Genomic DNA, 19,754 nt, shown 5'->3' with positions numbered 1-19,754 from the left:
GGCAACTTCGCGTCATGCCGCTTGCGTTGAAGGTGAGCCTTGACAGATCCGGCGTTTCGCTTATCTTGACTCACCGACCTTCTTCGTCCACGCGAAGAAAGGCCGCCGGACGACCCGCCGGGAAGTCGACAGACTTCGCCCGGCGAGCCCGCGATGGAAAGCGGGCCCGGTCTCGACGCCGACACCTCGGCGCAACACCAAGGAGGCAGCAATGACGATTCGACTCGGGTCCTTCCGATTCGCCGGTCTGTTCGCGCTCATTCTCGCGATCCCGGGATTCGCCTCGGCCGATGTGATCGTGAACATCAACTCCAGCTACTATGGGTACGCGGAGAGCGGCCTCGCGCCCACGGTTGGCCAGGTCGTCACCCCGATCTCCGAGGCCCCCGGCGGCGGCCTCAATCAACTCATCCTGACGGCCGGCACCTACATGGTGACGAACGCCTACGGCGAGGTCGGCGCGCTCTACAACGCCTTCCGCTTCAACGAGTCGAGCAGCGGCCAGAACTGGGCCTGGAGCTTCCTGATCTCCAACGAGTCCGACGCCAACAAGACGGTCCTCTTCGGCATGGGCTCCGCGCTCGGGTCGAGCGCCGCCGAGGTGGCCTCGCAGGCTGCGGTGCAGAATTTCACCGCCTATTTCACGCTGTCGACGAACGCCGTGCTGAACTTCATGGTTCGCGACAACGCGGTGGGCGACAACACCGGCGGGGTCTCTCTCCGCATCACCCAGGTTTCCGGCACGGGCATCCAGGCTGTTCCCGAACCCGCCGGTCTGGTACTTCTCGGAATCGGGGCGCTGGCCTCCATCGGACTGGCGGCGCGCCGGCGTTCGGCCTGATCGAACGACGACCGACTCTCGACGACCGAGTCCCCGGCGGATCGACTCCTGCCGGGGATTCGACGCGCGCCGGGACGTCGTTTGCAGGTCTCCGTCGGGCCCCCGAGCCACTCCAGACAGGTGCGCCCCATGCTGGACCCGACGATTGATGCGACATCCACAGACACCCCATCCCCCCCGCCAGACGCGCCGAACATCCCGGGATACGTCGTCCTCGAGTTGGTCGGCCGGGGAGGCATGGGGAAGGTCTATCGGGCTCGCCACGTCGACCTGGAACGCATCGTCGCGCTCAAGGTTCTGGTGCGCGACCCGGACGAGCGTTCTTTGGCACGATTTCGCGACGAGGCGAGGGCCGTCGCCCGGCTCCAGCATCCGAACATCGCCTCGCTTTACGAGGCCGGCGACGCCGACGGCGTCCCGTTCCTGATCCAGGAATTCGTGGCGGGCGGCTCGCTCTCGCAGAAGCTGGCCGCGACTCCTCAAGATCCTCGCCACGCGGCTGAGATCGTCGAGGCCGTCTCCCGAGCGATCGCGGCCTCGCACGAGCAGGGCGTCGTCCACCGCGACCTGAAACCAGGGAACATCCTGCTCACCGAGGACGGTACGCCCAAGGTGACCGACTTCGGCGTCGCCAAGCTTCTCGACAGGGGCGGCGATTCAGGCGGTTCTCCGGCGGAGCATCTGACCCGAACGGGCGAGATCGTCGGCACCCCCGCCTACATGCCTCCCGAGCAGGCGAAGGGGGAGCCCGGCGCGTCGGGCGTAGCCGTCGACGTCTATGCGACTGGGGCCTTGCTCTACGAAATGCTGACGGGGCGTCCTCCATTTCAGAGCCCGGACGTCGTTCAGACGCTGATGATGGTCATCTGGATGGACCCCGTCCCGCCCCGAAACTTGCAGCCGAAGGTCCCCCGCGACCTGGAGACGATCTGCCTGAAGTGCCTGGAGAAGTCGCCCAAACGACGATACGCCACGGCCCTTGAACTGGCCGACGACCTGAACCGGTTCCGAAACGGGGAAGCCATCGCCGCACGCCCCGTGGGACTCGTGGAGCGGGCCTGGCGGTGGGCTCGTCGTCGGCCCTGGCAGGCCGCGGCGTCCGGCCTGGCCGCCGCGGGCGTCGTCGGCCTGGCGGTGGGCTTCGCCTGGGTCGCCGAGAAGAACCGGCAGGTCAACAAGGCCAATACGGACCTGTCCCAGAGCAACGCCGAACTCATCGCCGCCAACGCCCGCCTCGACCAGGCTCGGGCCGAAACCGAGAAGATCCTCGATTCCACGCTCAAGTCGCTCGATCGCCACCAGTTCGGGCTCTCCGACCAATTGAAATCGCTGCCGGGAGGCGAGGCTCTCCGGATCGAGGCTCTCGACCAGGCCCGCCAGACGCTCGACGACCTGGACGCTCTGGCCCCCCACCGACCCCAGGTCACCTACTACCTGGCCGACGCCTACTCTCGCCTGGCCGCTGCGCAGGCCTCGGCGGGCGACCTGAACAACTCCGCCCGGTCCTACAAACGGGCGCGCGAGACCATGGGCAGACTCGCCGAAAGCTCGACCACGGATCGGACGCTCCAGGCGAATCGCGGCATCCTGGGCTTCGAACTGGCCTCGATCCTCGATCGGTTGGGGCGCGGGGACGAGGCGGACGCCCTGAGGAGCGAGTCGGCCTCGACCGCCGATCAGATGCTGGCGACGGCCCCGGATCATCCGGCCGTTCTCAAACTCAACGTGCTGGCGACGGCCCGAAAACTGCCCGACGCCGCTGAATCCGGTGACGACAGGGCCCTGGTCGCAGCCATGGAGAAGATGGCGGACCTCTATCGTCGGCTGGCGGAACGCGAACCCTCAGAGTCCGGTCATGCGATCGCCGCCGCGGAGTGGGAACTCCACCGCGCCAACCAACTCATCTCCCGGAACGAGTTGAAGGAGGCCCGGTCGATTCTCGACGCCGTCCGACTCCCCGACGCGCCGAACGAACCATCGCCCCCCCTCCGGAGAGTCCGCGCCGCAAGGGACGAGGTTGAGGCCGCGTTACAAGCGGCCCAGGGAAGGCCGGAAAAGGCAGACGCCGCCTATCGGCGCGCGATTGCAGCCTACGAAGCCCTGGCCGTCGACTTCCCGGCCGGCCCCGGCGACCGCCGCCGGACGCTCACGGCCTGGTGGGCGCTGGGGGACGTCTGGACCAAGGCCGGAAGCAGGGACCGGGCCGCCGAATGTTACCGCAAGGTCGAAGCCGTCGCCCGGGGACTCGTCGAGTCGTTTCCGGACGACGTTCAGTTAAAGAGACTTCTGGAGAGCGTTCCGCACCCGCCGGGGCCTTGACGACTCCAGCGGCGAAGGCTCACAGCCAGATCTTCATCCGCGACCGGAGCGAATCCGGCAGACGCCGGTCCACGATCCGCTGGATGTGGTCCGGGTGCAGGCGGGTGCTGAAGTGCGAGGCCACGATCATCTCGTTCTCGAACCGGTCGGCCCGCGCGATCAGGTCGTCGAGGTGGGTGTGCCCGTACTTGTGGATCACCGAAGGCCGCTCGTTGGGGGCGACGAAGGTCATCTCCAGGATCAGGATCTGGGCGCGATACACCTCCGGATTGGCGTCGAGGCCGGCCGGCGCGGTGTCGCCCATGTAGGCGACCTTCGGAATCCGGATCTCGGACGAGACCTCGACGCCGGAGAGCCGCAGGTCGCGGATCTGCTCGCCGGTCAGGTCGTGATACTCGGGCTTGAGCTTCTTCCGACGCTCCCAGACGAGGAATCCCAGCGAGGGGATCGTGTGCCGAGTCGGAAAGACCTGCACAACCAGTTCGCGCGAGAGCTGGATCTCTTCCCCCGGCTCGACGCCCACCAGCTTGACCGGCAGCCGCCCGCGATCCAGTCGCTGGAACCCGCGAAGGATCAGGTTGACCCCTTCGACGGCCTCGGTGGGCAGATAGATCGTCGGCGGCTCCATCTTCATCATCCGGCGGCGGGCGACGAGGACGGGGAGGGCGGCGATGTGGTCGAGGTGGGCGTGGGAGACGAACCAGTTGGGCGTGGTCATGAACGACCACGGCTGCAGCCCCAGGTCGAAGCCGAGCTTCAGCTCCGGCACCCGCCAGTACGTCTGGACGGCGGCCCGGGAATAGCCCTCAATCGTCAGCCCCCGATGGGACGTGGAGCGTACAGGCGCGTTGTCCACGGGATGATCGAGCGACTCCACATCCGATTCAATGTCAACCGACACCCTACTCTCCTTCGGCACGACGCGGGAACCTTCGAAAGGCGATCTAGTATTATAGACCGATGAAGATCGGCCTGAACACGTCGGGTTCACCCCGCGGGTCGACTTCTCTTCCCAGGGGAACGCCCCATGCTCGGCCGCGTCCGGGTCTTCGGCCCTGCTTATCTTGACCGCGTATTGCGAGTGGACCGCCCTTTACTCGGCTCCGAATGCGATTCACCGCTGGATCAGAGCGTTGAAGGCCGGCAGGGGTTCGGCGACGGCGACGAGCTTGTCTTGATAGGCCCAGACAGGAGCACGATCACAATCGCGCCGCCGCCCGACTGGCCCGGACCGTGGGGGGCCGTCGAACTTGACCGGCCCGTCGGCCCGTCGGCCGAAAGCCGGAGCAGGGTTCGCGGCGTCGTCTGGGAGGACGATCTGGGCGGCATGGGCGCTGGTTTTGCAGCCGCTCTGGGGGGAGAGTTGGTCTCGGCCCTGGGACCGGAAGACGACCCGACGAGCCGAGCGGTCGCCGAATTGCTGGATCGTCACGGCATTTCGAGCACGGCCATCCGCACAAACGTCCCGGCCGACTGGACGCTGCTGGTCTCCAGCGGGCCGCACGGCGACAAGCTGGCTGTCGGCTTCCGAGGCTGCCACGACGCCCTCCAGCCCGAAGATCTAGCCCCGCTCACCGCGATCCCCAGCGAGGTCCTCGTCGTCTGCGGGCTGGCGAACCGGCTTGCCGCCGACGTGCTCAAGGCGCCCGGGCCCCGGCTTCGCGTTCTGGCTCCCGCGATACGGAACGTACTCGACCGAACCTATCCGCCGAGGAAGCTGATCGCGCCGGTCGACGTCCTCTGCTGCAACCAGGCGGAATGGGACGCCCTGGAGGATTCCCAGGAAATCGCGGCGCGACTCTCGATCCTGGTCGTCACGCGGGGGCCGGCGGGGGTGCTGGTTCGGTTCACCGATCCCCAGGGGTCGGCGAAGTCGCTGACCCTGCCGGCGTTTCCCCGCGATCGGCCCCCTCGCGACACGAACCACGCCGGGGAAGCGTTCGCGGCTTGTTTCATCGCGACCTTGATGGAGCGAGGCTGGCAGCCGGAGTCGGGCGTAGCGGAGGTCGAGTTAGTCCGCGAGGCGGCGATCCGAGCGTCGGCGGCCTCAGCGCTGGTGTTGGATCGGACCGGATTCGGGTTTCCTTCGACGGTGGAAGTCGACGCGACCGTCACGCGAGGAAGGGTCGTCGACTAACGGCGGCGGGGTTACAATGGCGAGGTTGCCGCCTGGGTCGATCCGGGCGGAAGTCCCTGCTGCAGGATCGGAAAGGGCGGCCGATGACGTTCCGTAACACGCTGTTCGGCCTCGCGGGGCTGGTGGTCGGCCTGCTGGCCGCTTCGCAAATCCCGCTGCACGCGCAGAAGCCCCCTCAGGAACCCGCGCCGGTCGGCACGGCGGCTCCGCCGCAGACCGAGGGGAAGGTTTCGCTTCAAGAGGCTTTGCTCCGGCCTTACGCGTTCGACTTCCCCCGGCCGACGCCCCTCGATCAGGTCGTCCGCAAGTTGTCGATGGATCTCGGCGGCGAAGTCGTCCTGGACATCTCCGCGATGCAGAGGCTGGATCTCGACAAGGACGAGCCCGTCGAGTTGGCGTTGAAGAACGGACGCCTCAAGACGGGCCTGAAGCTGCTGCTGGATCAGGTCGGCATGACGTACAGGCTGATCCCCGAGGACAACCTCCTCATCTTCACCGACAAGGAAGGGTCCGAGGATCCGCTCGATCGCATCTGGAACGAGATCAGCGGGATGCATCGAGAGATTCACGACATCCAGGACGCTCTCGACGAGTTGCTGGACCTGTCTGAAGCCCGCGACGACGTCCACCTTCGGCAGCCGACCATCATCGAAGAGATGCCCGGTGCACCGGGCGGAGATCCCACAGCCCCCGGCACGGATCCCGCTCCGGCCGAGCCTCCCGCGGACGCTCCCAAGCGACCCCGCACCCGGCTCTGATCACCCCTGAGGATGTCGACGGTTCCAGGCGACCATCCTCGCCGCCACGCGCAGGGCCTCGAACAGGCTTGAGGGATCGGCCGTCCCTTTCCAGGCGATATCGAAGGCTGTCCCGTGCGCGACGCTCGTGCGGACGATCGGCAGGCCGAGCGTCACGTTCACGCCGTTCCAGAAGCCAACCGTCTTCAGGGCGATGTGCCCCTGGTCGTGATACATGGCGACGACGGCGTCGAATTTCCCGCTAAGGGCGTCCCGGAAGAGCGTGTCGTTGGGGAAGGGGCCGGAGACAGCCAGTCCCTCCGACCTCGTGATTTCGACAGCAGGCCCGATCGTGGTGATCTCCTCGTCGCCGAAGAGGCCGTGCTCGCCGGCGTGGGGGTTGAGCGAGGCCACGGCGATCCGCGGTCGAGAGCCGTCGTCCGTCAGAGGCCGCATCGAGCGGTCGGCCAGCCGGATCTTGGCCGCGACCGACTCGATGGTGATCGCGTCGAAGACGTCGCGCAGGGCCATGTGGAGCGTGACGTGAACCACGCCCACGCCATGCCCCTCGTGCGACGGAAGATACAGCATCATCGCGTGATCGGGCGTACCGCAACGCTCGGCGAGGATCTCCGTATGCCCCGGATGGGGGACGCCCGCCAGGCTCAGCGATTCCTTGTTCAGAGGCAGCGTCGTGATCGCGTCGACCCGACCCTCCAGGGCGAGGTCGATGGCGTGGACGAGGTAGACATACGACCCCCGACCGGCGCGGGCGTCAACCGAGCAGGGTTTCACCTCGACCACGTCCTCGGCCCCCGGGGGCTGCAAGCAGGGGATGAGCGAGGGGGAGGGATCGGCCTCCTCGGGGGTCGTGATCGGCTGGACGCGAGGGCGTTCGCCGTCGCCGACGGTCTCCTCGATGGCCCGACGGAGGACGGCCACGTCGCCGACGACGAGTGGGGAGCAGAGTGCGTGCAGTTCGGGCCGACTCCAGGCCCGGGCGATCAACTCGGGACCGACGCCAGCGACGTCTCCCATGGTGAGTGCGACTTTCGGACGGTCCATGACGGCGTTTCTCGGTGCTCGGGCAGGCTTGTTGTCACTGACCGTCACGGACGAAAACGGTCTTCCCCCCTCGTGGGGGAAGACAGACCGCGAAGCGGTTAGATGAGGGGGACGACCGCCGTCGGATGCCCATCCGGCGGCTCGCACTCGGTCCAACGCCGATCCCCCCTCATCCGGCCCTTCGGGCGGACTTCCACAAGGCCGTGACGCTCACATGAATTATAGACGGACGGCAAAGCGCGCGTCGGCTGGTCATCCGGCCATTCGATCCGTTAAGATTCAGGACATGACCCGTCCCGGGCGCGAAGACCACGGGACGCCGGCCTTCGACCTGGCTCGCGAACGATTCGAACCTCACGCCCTTGTCGCGCGACCAAACGGTTCCGGCCAATCGACGAATCTCTCGGGGGAGCCGATGCTCAATCAGGAATTGAAGGATGCCGTCGTCGCGCGGGTCCTCTCGAAGGTCCGCACGCCCGGCCAGTACGTCGGCGGCGAGTTGAACAGCGTCGTCAAGAACCACGCCGAGGTGCTTGGGACGGTCTGCATGGCCTTCCCGGACACTTACGCCCTGGGGATGAGCCACCACGGCCTCCAGGTGCTCTACAGCCTGATGAACGACCGCGGCTGGGCCTGCGAGCGCGTCTTCACGCCGCTGCCGGACTTCGAGACCGCCATGCGCGCCGAGGGCTTGCCCCTCTACTCGCTGGAGACCTTCACGCCGCTGAGCCAGTTCGACGTAATCGGCTTCTCGCTCCAGTACGAGATCTCGTACACCAACGTCCTGACGATGCTCGACCTGGGCCGAATCCCGCTCCATGCCGAGGACCGGACGGCCGACGACCCGCTGATCGTCGCCGGCGGGCCGGGAGGTCAGAACCCGGAACTGCTCGCCCCCTACATCGACCTCTTCGTCATGGGCGACGGCGAGCCCAGCCTCCCGATCGTCTGCGACATGTGGCGCGAGATGAAGGGCTCCGGCCTTTCGCGTGAGGAGAAGCTGGCGAAGATCGCCGCGGCCCAGCCCTGGGCCTACGTCCCCCGATTCTACACGCCGATCTACAACGAAGACGGCACGATCCTGGAGATCCGGCCGACTCGCGACGACCTCCCGGCCGGCATCCGCCCCTGCGTGATCCAGGATCTGGAGGGCTCGCCGCTGCCGACGAAGCCCGTCGTCCCGTTCGTCGAGACGGCCCACGACCGCATCGCCATCGAGATCATGCGCGGCTGCCCGTGGCAGTGCCGGTTCTGCCAGAGCACCGTCATCAAGCGACCGCTCCGATATCGCACGGTCGAGACGATCGTCGAGGCTGCGCTCGAATCCTACCGCAACACCGGCTACGACGAGATCAGCCTGCTCTCGCTCTCCACCAGCGACTACCCCGACTTCGAGCGGCTGGTTACGAGGATGTCGGAGGTCTTCACGCCGCTGGGTGTGAAAATCTCGCTCCCCAGCCTGCGGATCACCGAGACCCTCAAGAAGATCCCCGCCCTCCTGCAGGAGGGCCGTCGCAGCGGTCTGACCCTTGCCCCCGAGGTCGCCCGCGACGACATGCGGACCCAGATCCGCAAACCGATCGACAACAAGGACCTCTACGAAGGGGCGGCCGAGGCGTTCCGTCGTGGATGGCGGAAGGTCAAGCTCTACTTCATGTGCGGCCTTCCCGGCGAGCGGCCGGCGGACCTCGACGGGATCATCGAGATGGCCGAGACGATCGCCCGGATCGGCAAGGACGTTACCGGCCGTTACGCCGACGTCACCGCCAGCGTCTCCAACTTCGTCCCCAAGCCCCACACGCCCTACCAGTGGAACGGCATGAAGCCGCGCGAATACTTCCACTGGGCGCACAAGTACCTCAAGTCGCGGGTCCGGATGCGGTCCGTCACCGTCAAGTGCCACGACATCGAGCGCAGCATGCTCGAGGGCATCCTCACCCGGGGCGACCGCCGCGTCGCCGCCGTGATGGAGGAAGCCTGGCGGCGCGGGGCTCGACTCGACGCCTGGACCGAGTATTTCGACCCCAAGCTCTGGTGGCAGACCTTCGAGGATCTGGGCGTCGACGTCCCCTTCTACAGCCAGCGCGAACGCCCCGTCCAGGAAGTCCTGGCGTGGGACCACATCCACATCAAGTACGGCCGCGACTACCTGGCCAAGGAACAGAACCGCTCCGTCGTGCAGCTCGAAGCCATGGCCGGGGCCGTCTGACCCCCGAGGAGGCCCGCGCGATGTCGACCGCTTCGCACCCTCGCCTCATGACCGCCGAGGAGTTCATGGACGCCGACCACGGCGAAGGCATCCACGAACTGGTCCGCGGAAAGGTGGTCGAATCGCCGCCGTCGCACTTCGAACATGGGGTCGTTTGCGGTCGCGTTGCGGGGCTTTTCTGGGAATACCAGCGGCGAACCAGCTACGGCCACGGAGCATCGAACAACACCCTTGTCCAGACCGAGAAGAACCCGGACACGGTCCGCGGCGTGGATTTCATGTTCTTCAGCAACGCCCGCTGGCCGAAGCCCAGCGAGACGGCAAAGCTTCCCCCCCTCGCGCCCGACGTGGCGATCGAGGTAGCCTCGCCCAGCAACCGACGCGGCGACTTGTTGAAGAAGGCCTCGGAATACCTCGCCGCCGGCAGACTCGCCGTCTGGCTCGTCTACCCGAAGAAGCGGTCGGTCGCCATCTTCCGGGACTCGCAGACGCCTCCCGTCGTTCTCACCGAGGGTGACGTTATCGAGGACCAGCCGGAGCTTCCTGGGTTCCGCTGCACCGTTGCGGAACTCTTCCCTTGAAACGCCTCGCCCTCGCCGGATTGATCGTCGCCCTGAGTTGGTGCGTCCTGGTTCGCGTGCCCCTGGTTGTGAACGCACCGGCGCACCTGGACAGCGACCTGGCCGTTGACGGGCTGACGCTTCAGCAGGCTGTGGAAGGCCGCTGGCGATGGCACTATCCGGGCACGCCCTACATGGGGACCGGGGCGGTTCTGCTGAGTTATCTGCCGGCGCGGATCTGGGGAACGTCGCCCTCGACGCTCGTGGCCGGGGGGACGATCGCGTACGGGTTGTTCGTCGCGGGCGTCTTCGCGGCGGTCTGGGCGGGCTTCGGACCGAGAGTCGCGACCTGGTCGCTCGTACCGCTCGCGTTCGCGTCGACGGGGACGATCTGGCTGACCGGCCGAATCACGGGCGGGCACATGCTGGCCGCAGCCTGGAGCGCGGGGGCCTGGGCGTTGCTGGCCTGGCTCATCATTAAGGGAGGGAAGGGGAGGGCCGCGCTGCTGGGCCTCTGGTGCGGGTTGGGGCTCTGGCATGACTCGATGTTCCTCATGACGCTCGTCGGCCTGCTCGCGGGCGGATTGACAGCGCTCATCGAGACGCGGAGCGGCTGGACCTGGCGATCGGCGGGGCTCTGCTCGCTGGCAATGCTCGCGGGCTTCGCGGTCGGTGTGGCCCCCCGGCCGATCGGCCGGGCGCTCGAACCCTACGACGCCTACAACGAGCAGTTCGCCTGGAGTCTCGACCCGGCCCTTCTGAAGGAACACACGCGTATCCTCTTCCTGGACTGTCTGCCCCGGCTGGTCGCCGGCCATCGCCTCCCAGGCTTCGAGGCCGACCCCGACCCGGCCTTGCTGGGAACCGGCGCACCAGTGCAACGAGCCGGAATCCGTCGACCCGAGATCGCGCTGACGGCGGTCGTCGCGACGGCCCTGGGACTGGGTGCCTTCGTTGCATCAATCACCTTGCTTAAGCTGCGGGTCTGGAAAGCGAACTCGGCTGAGGGCCGGGCGATTGCGGTCGGTACGTTGGTCTCGTCGGCGGCGATCCTGGCGGCCTTCGTGGTGAACCGGAACATCTTCAACGCGGACAACTACCGATACCTCGTGCTGCTGCTGATTCCGGGGGCTCTGGGCTTCGGGCTGGTCTTCGATGGGTTGTCGAAGCGGTCGACCGTCGGACTGGCTGCGGCGCTTGTGATCGCGGCGACGTATGGCGGGGCGTTCGCCCTGGACGCCTCGGCGTGGTATCGTCGACTAGGTTGGATCGACGAGAGGGGGGCGGTCGTCCGTCGGGCGGTCGACGATCCTGCGCTCCGTTGGTTGGGCGAGCATCCCGAGGTCGCCGCCTTCCAGGCTGGATACTGGGACGCGTACCGCCTGGCGTTCCTGAGCGATCGTCCCCTGCTTGGCGTCCCGAACCCGATCTTTCCCAACCGCTTCCCCGAGTGGTCGCACGACCTCCCGGGCGGCCGGCCGACGCTCTTGATCGCCCGGCCCTCTCCGGAGGACCAGCGATTCTTGCAGCAGGCGCTCGCGGAAGGGGGCGAGGTGCTTCTCAACGAGCGCGGGACGACGATCGCGACGTGGCCTTTACGTCCCCGATGACCGCCGGCCGGGCCGGCAGCGAGTGCTCTTTCGTGTCGCAAGTGGCAGAGAAGGCCCCCGAGGCCGAGTCGTTCTGGTTCCAGCCCCCGCGATGGGGCGTCCGCGACGCGATCGCTCTGGCGATCTGGACCGCCGGGCTCTGCTGGATCTTTCGCGAGGCCGTCTTCCTTCGGGGCGCGTTCTTCTACTTTGACGTCACCGAGATCAACTACCCCTACCGCCGGTTTTTCGCCCAGGAACTTTGGGCCGGTCGGTTCTCGTTCTGGTGCCCGTGGCTCTACTGCGGGATGCCGCTCTTCAGCGAGAGCCAGGCGGGCTACTTCCATCCGCTGAAATACGTCTTCTACCCCTGGATGGAGACGTGGAAGGCATTCAACTTCGACACCGTGTTCTCGATCTGGCTCGCCGGCGCGGGAACCTACGGCTGGCTCCGACGGCACGTCGGCCCGGCCGGCGCCCTGACCGGCGCGGCGATCTTCGGGGCAGGGGGGTTCACCTGGGCGCACCTGGTTCACACCAGCATGATCAACGCCCTGGCGAGCGTCCCCTTCGTGATCTGGGCGCTCGAATGGTCGTGGTTGACCGGTCGCTGGCGAGGCGCTGCGCTCGGGGGTTTCGCTCTGGCCTGCCAGGTCTTCGCCGGGCACTTGCAGGACGTCATCCTCTGCTCGGGGATCGTCGGATTCCTGGGGCTCTATCGAGCCTGCACATCGGCGACCCGCGACGAGGCCCGCAGCGTCCTGTCCCGGACGATCGGACTGGTGGCGCTGGGGGTGCTGATTTCGGCCGTCCAGTGGATTCCGTCCAAGGAACTGCTTGATCGATCCCCCCGCGCCGGCGGGTTGTCCTACCAAGAATTGACCTACGGTTCGTGGAGCCCTGAACTGCTGCCAACACTCGTCCTCCGCGAAGCCTACGGCACCCGCGCCCGCGACACCGACTGGATGGACGGCTTCTATCCTTACCATGAGATGAACGCCTACCTCGGCCTGCTGGCCCTGGCTCTCGCGATCGTCGGCGCGTCGGGGACGGGGGGCCGCGACCGATGGACGACGGGGCTCGCCCTGCTGGCGATCACCGGGGCCCTGCTGATGCTCGGCCGGTTCACGTTCCTGTTCGACTACGCCAACAAGATCCCAGTCGCCGGCAGCTCGCGCGAGCCCGTGCGGCTGCACCTGTGGGTCTCGCTGGCCGTCGCGGGTCTGGCGGCGGTCGGCGTGGAACGGCTGGGAAGACCCGGCGTCGTCCGACTGAAAGCGGCGACGATCTTCGTGGTCGTGGTCGTGCTCGCCTCGCTGCCAATCCTGGCCTACGTCTACTGGCCCGTCTGGAGCGACGCGAGGCGTTGGACGACCCCCTACCACCTGGACCGTTACCGCTGGCTCGGCCGCGAGATGACCGTCTCGGCGGTCCGGACGGGCGTGTTGTTGGCCTCGGGACTGGTGCTGGCCCGGATCGCCGCCTCGACGACGGCCGCCGGCCGCCGCGCCCGGCTGGCCTGGATCCTGCCGGTGCTGGTCCTGCTGGACTTGCTGGGAGCGCACGCCGTCGACCCGGTGACGGTCACGCCGGAATACTGGACGAGGCCCCCGGAGGCGGTCGCGAGACTCAAGGCCGACCCGACTTTCATCCGGCTCTTCGGCAAGGGGGACCGGAGCGCCGGGGAACCCGGATACGCTTCGGAGCCGATCGACTTCATGAAGGCTCGCGACGCCCTGGACTGGAGCCTGCCCGCCGCCTGGGGCCTGGCCTCGTCCAAGGGCGAGACGCCCATGATCCCCCGGCGGATCATCGACTTCTTCGACAACACCCAGTACGGCGGCGGCCGGTTCGACCTCGACAGCGTCAGCCACGTCGTCGTCGGCCGGAGCCTGCGATCGACGTTCGTCCCCAACGAGCCGCTCGGCGAAGTCTTCCTGCACGTCAACCCAAACGCCCTGCCTCGAGCGCGGATGGCGGGGAATCCCGCTTACGCCGGAAATCGAGAAGAAGCAATCGCCGCCCTGCGAACCCTCGGCCCGGAGATCCAGCGCCGGCTGGTGGTCGAAGACCCCGACCGGCCGCTGGGGGATGCCCCGGTCGTCGGCAAGGCCGAGATCGAGAGCGAAGTTCCCGACGAGGTGGTCGTTCGGGTCGAGGCCGAGACGCCCGGCTATCTCGTGCTGGCCGACACCTTCGACCCCGGCTGGACGGCGACCGTCGACGGTGAGCCCACTCCCGTTCGTCCGGCGTACGTCGCGTTCCGGGCGGTCTTCGTCAAACCGGGTACGCATCGAGTCGTCTTTCGATACAGGCCTGCGGGGTTGCCGGCGGGGATGGCGGTCACCGGCCTGGGGCTGCTGCTGGGGTTGATCGGCTCGATCCGACCGGGTCGCGTCGTCGACTCCGCGGACCATGCGGTCCTCCCTCGGGCGGGATGGTTGAAGACGCTCTGGCTGGCAGCGGCCGTCGTGATCGTCCTGGCCTCAATCCCCAAATGGGGGCCGGAGGGCCTGACCGTCCAGTCGCGCTGGGGTCGAGCGTGGCATACGTTCACCTGGGGAGCGGGAATTGAGGCCATGCGCGAGAACCGGCGATGATCGTTCCGGTTTGGAGGCCCGCGGCGTTCCAACGACGGCGAGAAACGTCCTGGGAGGGGTTGTAATCCGACGCCCGTTCGCCTATGGTGGTTGACTTGAAGTGTAGAGGGTACCACAAGAACGGCTTCCAACGCGAAGGCCGGAGTTTTGGGGCGAGCGATGGCGATCACGAAGGAGAAGAAGCAGGAACTCATCGGGTCTTTCAGCCGTGCGGAGCACGATACGGGCTCTCCGGAGGTGCAAATCGCCCTCCTGACCGCTCGGATCAATGACCTCACCGACCACTTCAAGACCCACAGCAAGGACCACGCCAGCCGCCGCGGGCTGCTGATGATGGTTTCCAAGCGTTCGAGCCTGCTGAAGTACCTGCGGCTGCACGACCGGAAGAAGTACCTCGAGGTGATCAGCCGCCTGGGCATCCGTAAGTAAAGCGGAGGGAATCGCCGCGCCGCCCGCCGGATCGACCGTACCGGGCGGCACGCGACGATCGTCCGCGGATGCGAGACCGCGTCGATCCGTCGCGATCGGCCGACGACCCGCCTGCAAGATCGGCCGGCCCCTTCCGGGCGCGGCCATCTTCGCTATAGGTCCCCGATCACGGGCATCGCCCTTCCTCGGGCCGATCGTCTCTGCGGCGCAGCGAAAAGCGCCTCGCGGTCCCCGCCATCGCCCCACGACTCCGTGAATCATCCAGGTAACAGCATGTCTATTTCGCCTTTCGCCCGCAAGGTCGTCGAGCGCACCATCGGCGATCGCACCATCAGCCTTGAGACCGGCCGGTTCGCCAAGCAGGCGAGCGGCGCGGTGGTCGTCCGAATCGGCGACACCATGAGCCTTGTGACGGCCATGACCGGCCCCGGCCGCGAGGGGATCGACTTCTTCCCCCTGACCGTCGACTACCGCGAGAAGACCTACGCGGCGGGCAAGTTCCCCGGCGGCTTCATCAAGCGTGAAGGCCGGCCGAGCACCAAGGAAATCCTCACCGCCCGTCTGATCGACCGTCCGATCCGGCCGCTCTTCCCCGAATGGTATCGCGAGGAAGTCCAGATCCAGGCCGGCCCGATCTCCGCCGACCGCGTGAACGATCCGGACGTCCCGTCGATCGTCGGGGCTTCGGCCTCGCTGTTGCTCGCCAAGGCTCCCTTCCTGGGCCCGATCGGCGCCGTCCGGCTGGCACGCGTCGAAGGCAAGCTCATCGCCTTCCCGACCGCCGAGGAGATCGCCGCCAGCGACCTCGACCTGGTCGTCGCCAGCACGGCCAAGGCGATCGTCATGATCGAAGGCTTCGGCGAGGAACTCCCCGAGCCGGAAATGGCCGACGCGATCATCCACGCCCACCGCATCAACCAGGATCTGATCGCCCTTCAGTATGAGCTGCTGGACGCCGTCGGCCAGGAGCGCCCCGTCCACACCCCGACCCCGCCCGACGCCCTCAAGGGCCTGCTGCTGGAGCGCTTCGGCCACCGGCTCCGCGAGGCCAAGCAGATCGTCATGAAGCAGGAGCGGAACGCCGCCACCAAGCAGATCCTCGAGTCTGCGATCGCCGAGCTGATCCCGGCCGACGGCGAGGCCGCCAGTCTGGCCCCCGGCGGCCCCGGCGAGGCCGCGAGCGTTCCCGTGCCGGTCACCAAGGACCGGATCAAGAACGTCTTCCACGCGGTTGAGGAAGTCGTCGTCCGCGACCTGATCCTCAGCGGCAACCGGCCGGACGGCCGCGGCCCCCGCGACCTCCGCTCGATCAAGTGCGAGGTCGGCGTGCTGCCCCGGGCCCACGGCTCGGCCATCTTCCAGCGCGGCGAGACCCAGGCCCTCGTCACCACGGTTCTCGGAACCGGCGCCGACGAGCAGCGGATCGACGGCATCATGGACGAGTACAGCAAGAAATTCATGCTGGACTACAACATGCCGCCGTTCGCCGTGGGCGAGGTCCGCCCCATCCGCGGCCCCGGCCGTCGCGAGATCGGCCACGGCGCCCTGGCCGAGCGATCGGTCGCCTCGATCCTGCCGCCTCCGGCCCGCTTCCCCTACACCATCCGGGTCGTCTCCGACATCCTCGAGTCGAACGGCTCCAGCTCGATGGCCTCGGTCTGCGGCGCCACGCTCAGCCTGATGGACGCCGGCGTGCCGATCAGCGACCCCGTCGGCGGCATCTCCATCGGCCTCGTCCAGGACGACGCCACCGGCCGTCACGTCCTCCTCACCGACATCATCGGCGAGGAAGACCACTACGGCGACATGGACTTCAAGGTCGCCGGAACCCAGCGCGGCGTGACCGGCATCCAGCTCGACCTCAAGAATCTGGGCATCAGCGAGGAGATCGTCCGCGAGACCCTCGAACAGGCCCACGAGGCCCGTCTTGAGATCCTCCGGGCCATGCTCCGCTCGATCAAGCGGCCGCGTGAAGAGATCTCCACCAACGCCCCCCGGTTGATCCAGATCCAGATCAACCCGGACAAGATCGGCCTGCTGATCGGCCCCGGCGGCAAGACGATCCGCCGCCTCCAGGACGAGACCGGCGCCAAGATCGACATCGACGACAGCGGCGTGGTCACCCTGGCCAGCACCGAGGCCGCCGGCGCCGAGGCCGCCCGCGACAAGATCCTCGCCATGACCGAGGGCGTCCAGGTCGGCCGCATCTACGAAGGCCGCGTCTCGTCCATCAAGGACTTCGGCGCCTTCGTTGAGATCCTCCCCGGCAAGGACGGCCTCGTCCACGTCACCGAGCTCTCCAGCGGGTACATCGCCAACGTCTCCGACGTCTGCCGCGTCGGCGATACGATGCTCGTCAAGGTGATCTCTGTCGACGATCAGGACCGCGTCAAGCTCTCCCGCAAGGCGGCCCTCGCCGAGCGTGAGATCCCCGACGAGTTCGCTGACCGTCCCCGGCCGGCCGGCGCTCCCGACCGTTCCTCCGGCGGCCCCCCGCGTCGTCCTGAAGGCGGTGGCGGCGGCGGTGGACGCGGTTACGGCGGCGACCGCGACCGCGGCGGTGATCGCGGTCCTCGCGGTCCTCGCTGACGTCCGCCCCTCGGGCGAACCGATAAAGACTACTGGGGGCTCGGGACCGCAAGGACCGAGCCCCCGGCGTAACACCGCCCCGCGGCCCCTGATCGTCTCTTCGCCCCGGAGTCGGCGCATCGGAACCATGGCCCAACCACTCGTCGCCACCGCCCCCGAGCCCGCCCCGACGACGGCCGAGCCCGACGTGGCCCGTCGTCTCCGCGAGCAGAACGCGCACATTGCCCAGATCGCCGGCGGGCTGGCCCACGAGATCCGCAACCCCCTCTCCACTCTCTCGCTCAACCTGGACCTCCTCGCCGAGGACTTTCAGGACGCCGAGACCCCCCGTGAACGCCGCGCCGGGGCTCGGATCGAACGGCTCAAACATGAGGCCCGGCGGCTCCAGGACATCCTGGAGAACTTCCTCCGGTTCGCCCGCCTCCAGGACGTCAGGCCCGTCGAGACCGATCTGAACTCGGTCGTCGAGGATCTGTGCGACTTCTATGAGCCCCAGGCCTCGCTCCGCGGCGTGGTCGTCCGCACCCACTTCGCCGACGACCTCCCAAGAGTTCCGCTCGACGCCGACGCGTTCAAACAGGCCGTGCTCAACCTGATGCTCAACGCCGAGCACGCCATGCCCGAGGGGGGGGAGTTGATCCTCACCACCCGCTGCGACGGCCCCACGGTGGTCCTCGACGTGGTCGACACCGGCTGCGGCATCCCCGAGGACGTCTGCTCGCGGATCTTCGACCCCTTCTACTCCACCCGCAAGGGGGGGACCGGCCTGGGCCTTCCCACCACGCGGAACATCGTGGAGGCCCACGGCGGGTCGATCGAGGTCCAGAGCGTCCCCGGCCGGGGCTCGCGATTCTCCGTCCGGCTGCCGGCCGCCCGGCCGACGGCCTCCTAGCCCGTCAGCCGCTCCCCGCAGAACCGAGAAGGACTGATGGACCAGCAGATCCGCGTCCTGGTGGTCGACGACGACGAACCCCACGCCGAGGCCGTGGCCGAGAGCCTCTCGCGCGTCGGCTACGAGTGCGTCGTCGCCACGAGCGGCCGCGAAGGGCTCCGGCTGATCGAAGAGCAGACCTTCGACATCATCATCACCGACCTCATCATGGACGGCGTCGGCGGCCTGGAGATCCTCGCCAAGGCCAAGCGCGAACTCCCCGACGCCGAGGTGGTCATCCTCACCGGCCACGGCACGATCAAGACGGCCGTCACCGCCATGCAGGCCGGAGCCACGACCTACCTGACCAAGCCGCTCGACATCGGCGAGCTTCGCACGGTCGTCGACAAGGCCTCGCAGTCGCAGCGGCTCGCCCGGTCCAACATCGAACTTCAGCGCCAGCTCAACGAGAAGTTCGGCTTCGAGGGGGTCGTCGGCAACTCGCCGGCGATGCACACGGTCGTCGCCCGGCTCCGGCAGATCGCCCCCACGTCGGCCTCGGTCCTCATCACCGGAGAGAGCGGCACCGGCAAGGAGCTCGTGGCCAAGGCCCTGCACAATAACAGCCCGCGCCGATACAAGCCGTTCGTGGTCCTCAACTGTGCGGCGCTCAGCGACAACATCCTGGAGAGCGAACTCTTCGGCCACGTCAAAGGCGCCTTCACAGGGGCCGACCGCGAACGCAAGGGGTGGTTCGAGCACGCCAACGGCGGCACGCTCTTCCTCGACGAGGTCGGCGACATCCCCATCGGCACCCAGGTCAAGCTCCTCCGCACCCTGGAGAACGGCGAGATCGTCCGGGTCGGCACCAACGAGCCGATCAAGGTGAACGTCCGCCTGATCTCGGCCACGAACCGCGACCTGGCCGAGGCCATCGCCTCGGGCGCCTTCCGCCAGGACCTCTACCACCGCCTCCGCGTCGTCCCCATCAAGCTGCCGCCGCTGCGCGAGCGCCGCGAGGACATCGACCTGCTGATCGACCACTTCCTCAAGGAGTTCACGGCGTCCCACGGCAAGAAGATCACGTCGATCACCCCGGCCGCCCGCAAGGTGCTCCGCCAGTACTCGTGGCCGGGGAACGTCCGCGAGTTGAAGAACGTGATCGAGAGCATGGTCGTGATCGACTTCGACGGCGTCCTCGACCTCGACGACCTGACCGAAGACCTCCAATCCGGAGCCGCCGGCGCGATCGCCGAGGCCCACGACGGCGTCGACTCCTTCGTCGGCAAGTCGCTCGACCTCATCGAGAAGCACTACATCATGGAGACGCTCAAGCTGACCGGCGGCAACCGCGAAGAAGCCGCCAAACTCCTCGGCATCGGCGAGCGCACCCTCTACCGGAAGCTCAAGGAATACGGCTCCTGAAGCCCTCGTCCGAATTGTCAAAGAGCCAACCCCGTCGCCTCACACAGCCGCCCTGGGGCGGGTTCGTTTACGCGGCGACGGAACGATGGTGATTGGCGTAACTGCCTGTTCAATCACCGTTTCGATCGATGTGACATTGGCTTCGTTCGTCGCGTTTTGCGACGCAGATTTGTCTCGTCCCCTCTCCCGCCGGGAGAGGGTGGCCCGAAGGGCCGGGTGAGGGTCGTCGGACCTGTAGGCACAGCCTGGCTCAACGACTTGCACAACCGTCACGCCCTCCGAAATCCCACGACCCTCACCCGCCGCTGCGCGGCTGCCCTCTCCCGGGGGGAGAGGGGACGAAGCCGTCAGCCTCCGACTCTCATTGCCTGAGCCATAACGGC

14 protein-coding genes are annotated in these 19,754 nt (G+C 67.5%); 12 read left to right on the top strand and 2 right to left on the bottom strand.

The genetic code is table 11. The annotated features are described in order from the left end of the window. Positions 1–211 precede the first annotated feature (211 nt). Both G5C50_RS00070 and G5C50_RS00065 read left to right on the top strand, forming a co-directional pair. Entirely contained in the window at positions 212–841 is a 630-nt protein-coding gene (locus tag G5C50_RS00070) for a PEP-CTERM sorting domain-containing protein (RefSeq protein WP_165063412.1), read from the top strand. 129 nt (positions 842–970) lie between these two features. Then, positions 971–3,160 (top strand): serine/threonine-protein kinase, encoded by a 2,190-nt coding sequence (locus G5C50_RS00065; RefSeq protein WP_165063410.1) that lies wholly within the window; start codon positions 971–973, stop codon positions 3,158–3,160. A gap of 19 nt (positions 3,161–3,179) precedes the next feature. Here the strand turns inward: G5C50_RS00065 and G5C50_RS00060 are convergent, their stop codons facing one another. Then, a complete protein-coding gene (locus tag G5C50_RS00060; RefSeq protein WP_165063408.1) occupies positions 3,180–4,061 on the bottom strand; it encodes an MBL fold metallo-hydrolase in 882 nt (293 codons plus the stop codon). A 126-nt stretch (positions 4,062–4,187) separates the two neighbouring features. Here G5C50_RS00060 and G5C50_RS00055 point away from each other — a divergent pair, with 126 nt between their 5' ends. Beyond that, positions 4,188–5,297, top strand: coding sequence for a carbohydrate kinase family protein (locus G5C50_RS00055; RefSeq protein WP_165063406.1), 1,110 nt, complete (start codon positions 4,188–4,190; stop codon positions 5,295–5,297). Positions 5,298–5,380: 83 nt separating this feature from the next. Next, positions 5,381–6,055 (top strand): hypothetical protein, encoded by a 675-nt coding sequence (locus G5C50_RS00050; RefSeq protein WP_165063404.1) that lies wholly within the window; start codon positions 5,381–5,383, stop codon positions 6,053–6,055. Here G5C50_RS00050 and pdxA read toward each other — a convergent pair whose 3' ends face one another. Beyond that, the gene (pdxA, locus tag G5C50_RS00045) at positions 6,056–7,099 is read right to left on the bottom strand and encodes a 4-hydroxythreonine-4-phosphate dehydrogenase PdxA (protein ID WP_165063403.1); all 1,044 of its coding nucleotides are present in this window, start codon (positions 7,097–7,099) and stop codon (positions 6,056–6,058) included. Positions 7,100–7,514: 415 nt separating this feature from the next. Here pdxA and G5C50_RS00040 point away from each other — a divergent pair, with 415 nt between their 5' ends. The 8 genes from G5C50_RS00040 (at position 7,515) to G5C50_RS00005 (ending at position 19,371) form a co-directional block, all read left to right on the top strand. Beyond that, positions 7,515–9,308 carry a TIGR03960 family B12-binding radical SAM protein gene (locus tag G5C50_RS00040; RefSeq protein ID WP_165064379.1) on the top strand — a complete coding sequence of 598 codons (1,794 nt, stop codon included), beginning with the start codon at positions 7,515–7,517 and terminating at the stop codon, positions 9,306–9,308. Between the two features lie 20 nt (positions 9,309–9,328). Then, the gene (locus tag G5C50_RS00035; protein ID WP_165063402.1) at positions 9,329–9,889 is read left to right on the top strand and encodes a Uma2 family endonuclease; all 561 of its coding nucleotides are present in this window, start codon (positions 9,329–9,331) and stop codon (positions 9,887–9,889) included. Next, on the top strand, positions 9,886–11,478 hold the full coding sequence (locus tag G5C50_RS00030) for a hypothetical protein (protein ID WP_165063401.1): 1,593 nt from the start codon (positions 9,886–9,888) through the stop codon (positions 11,476–11,478). Before G5C50_RS00035 ends, G5C50_RS00030 begins: the two co-directional genes overlap by 4 nt. 32 nt (positions 11,479–11,510) lie before the next feature. Beyond that, entirely contained in the window at positions 11,511–14,057 is a 2,547-nt protein-coding gene (locus G5C50_RS00025; protein WP_240906886.1) for a YfhO family protein, read from the top strand. Positions 14,058–14,216: 159 nt separating this feature from the next. Beyond that, positions 14,217–14,486 (top strand): 30S ribosomal protein S15, encoded by a 270-nt coding sequence (gene rpsO, locus G5C50_RS00020; RefSeq protein ID WP_165063400.1) that lies wholly within the window; start codon positions 14,217–14,219, stop codon positions 14,484–14,486. A gap of 273 nt (positions 14,487–14,759) precedes the next feature. After that, positions 14,760–17,075, top strand: a complete 2,316-nt coding sequence (locus tag G5C50_RS00015; RefSeq protein WP_165063399.1) for a polyribonucleotide nucleotidyltransferase — start codon at positions 14,760–14,762, stop codon at positions 17,073–17,075. A gap of 127 nt (positions 17,076–17,202) precedes the next feature. Further along, positions 17,203–17,967: a two-component system sensor histidine kinase NtrB gene (locus G5C50_RS00010; RefSeq protein WP_165063398.1), complete on the top strand. Its 765-nt coding sequence runs from the start codon at positions 17,203–17,205 to the stop codon at positions 17,965–17,967. Positions 17,968–18,003: 36 nt separating this feature from the next. Beyond that, positions 18,004–19,371: a sigma-54-dependent transcriptional regulator gene (locus G5C50_RS00005; RefSeq protein ID WP_165063397.1), complete on the top strand. Its 1,368-nt coding sequence runs from the start codon at positions 18,004–18,006 to the stop codon at positions 19,369–19,371. Positions 19,372–19,754 lie beyond the last annotated feature (383 nt).

The sequence above is a fragment of the Paludisphaera rhizosphaerae genome, assembly GCF_011065895.1.
Classification (GTDB): Bacteria; Planctomycetota; Planctomycetia; order Isosphaerales; family Isosphaeraceae; genus Paludisphaera; species Paludisphaera rhizosphaerae.
The sequence above is the reverse complement of the archived record's forward strand: the minus strand, read 5'-3'. Positions and strand labels throughout refer to the sequence as shown.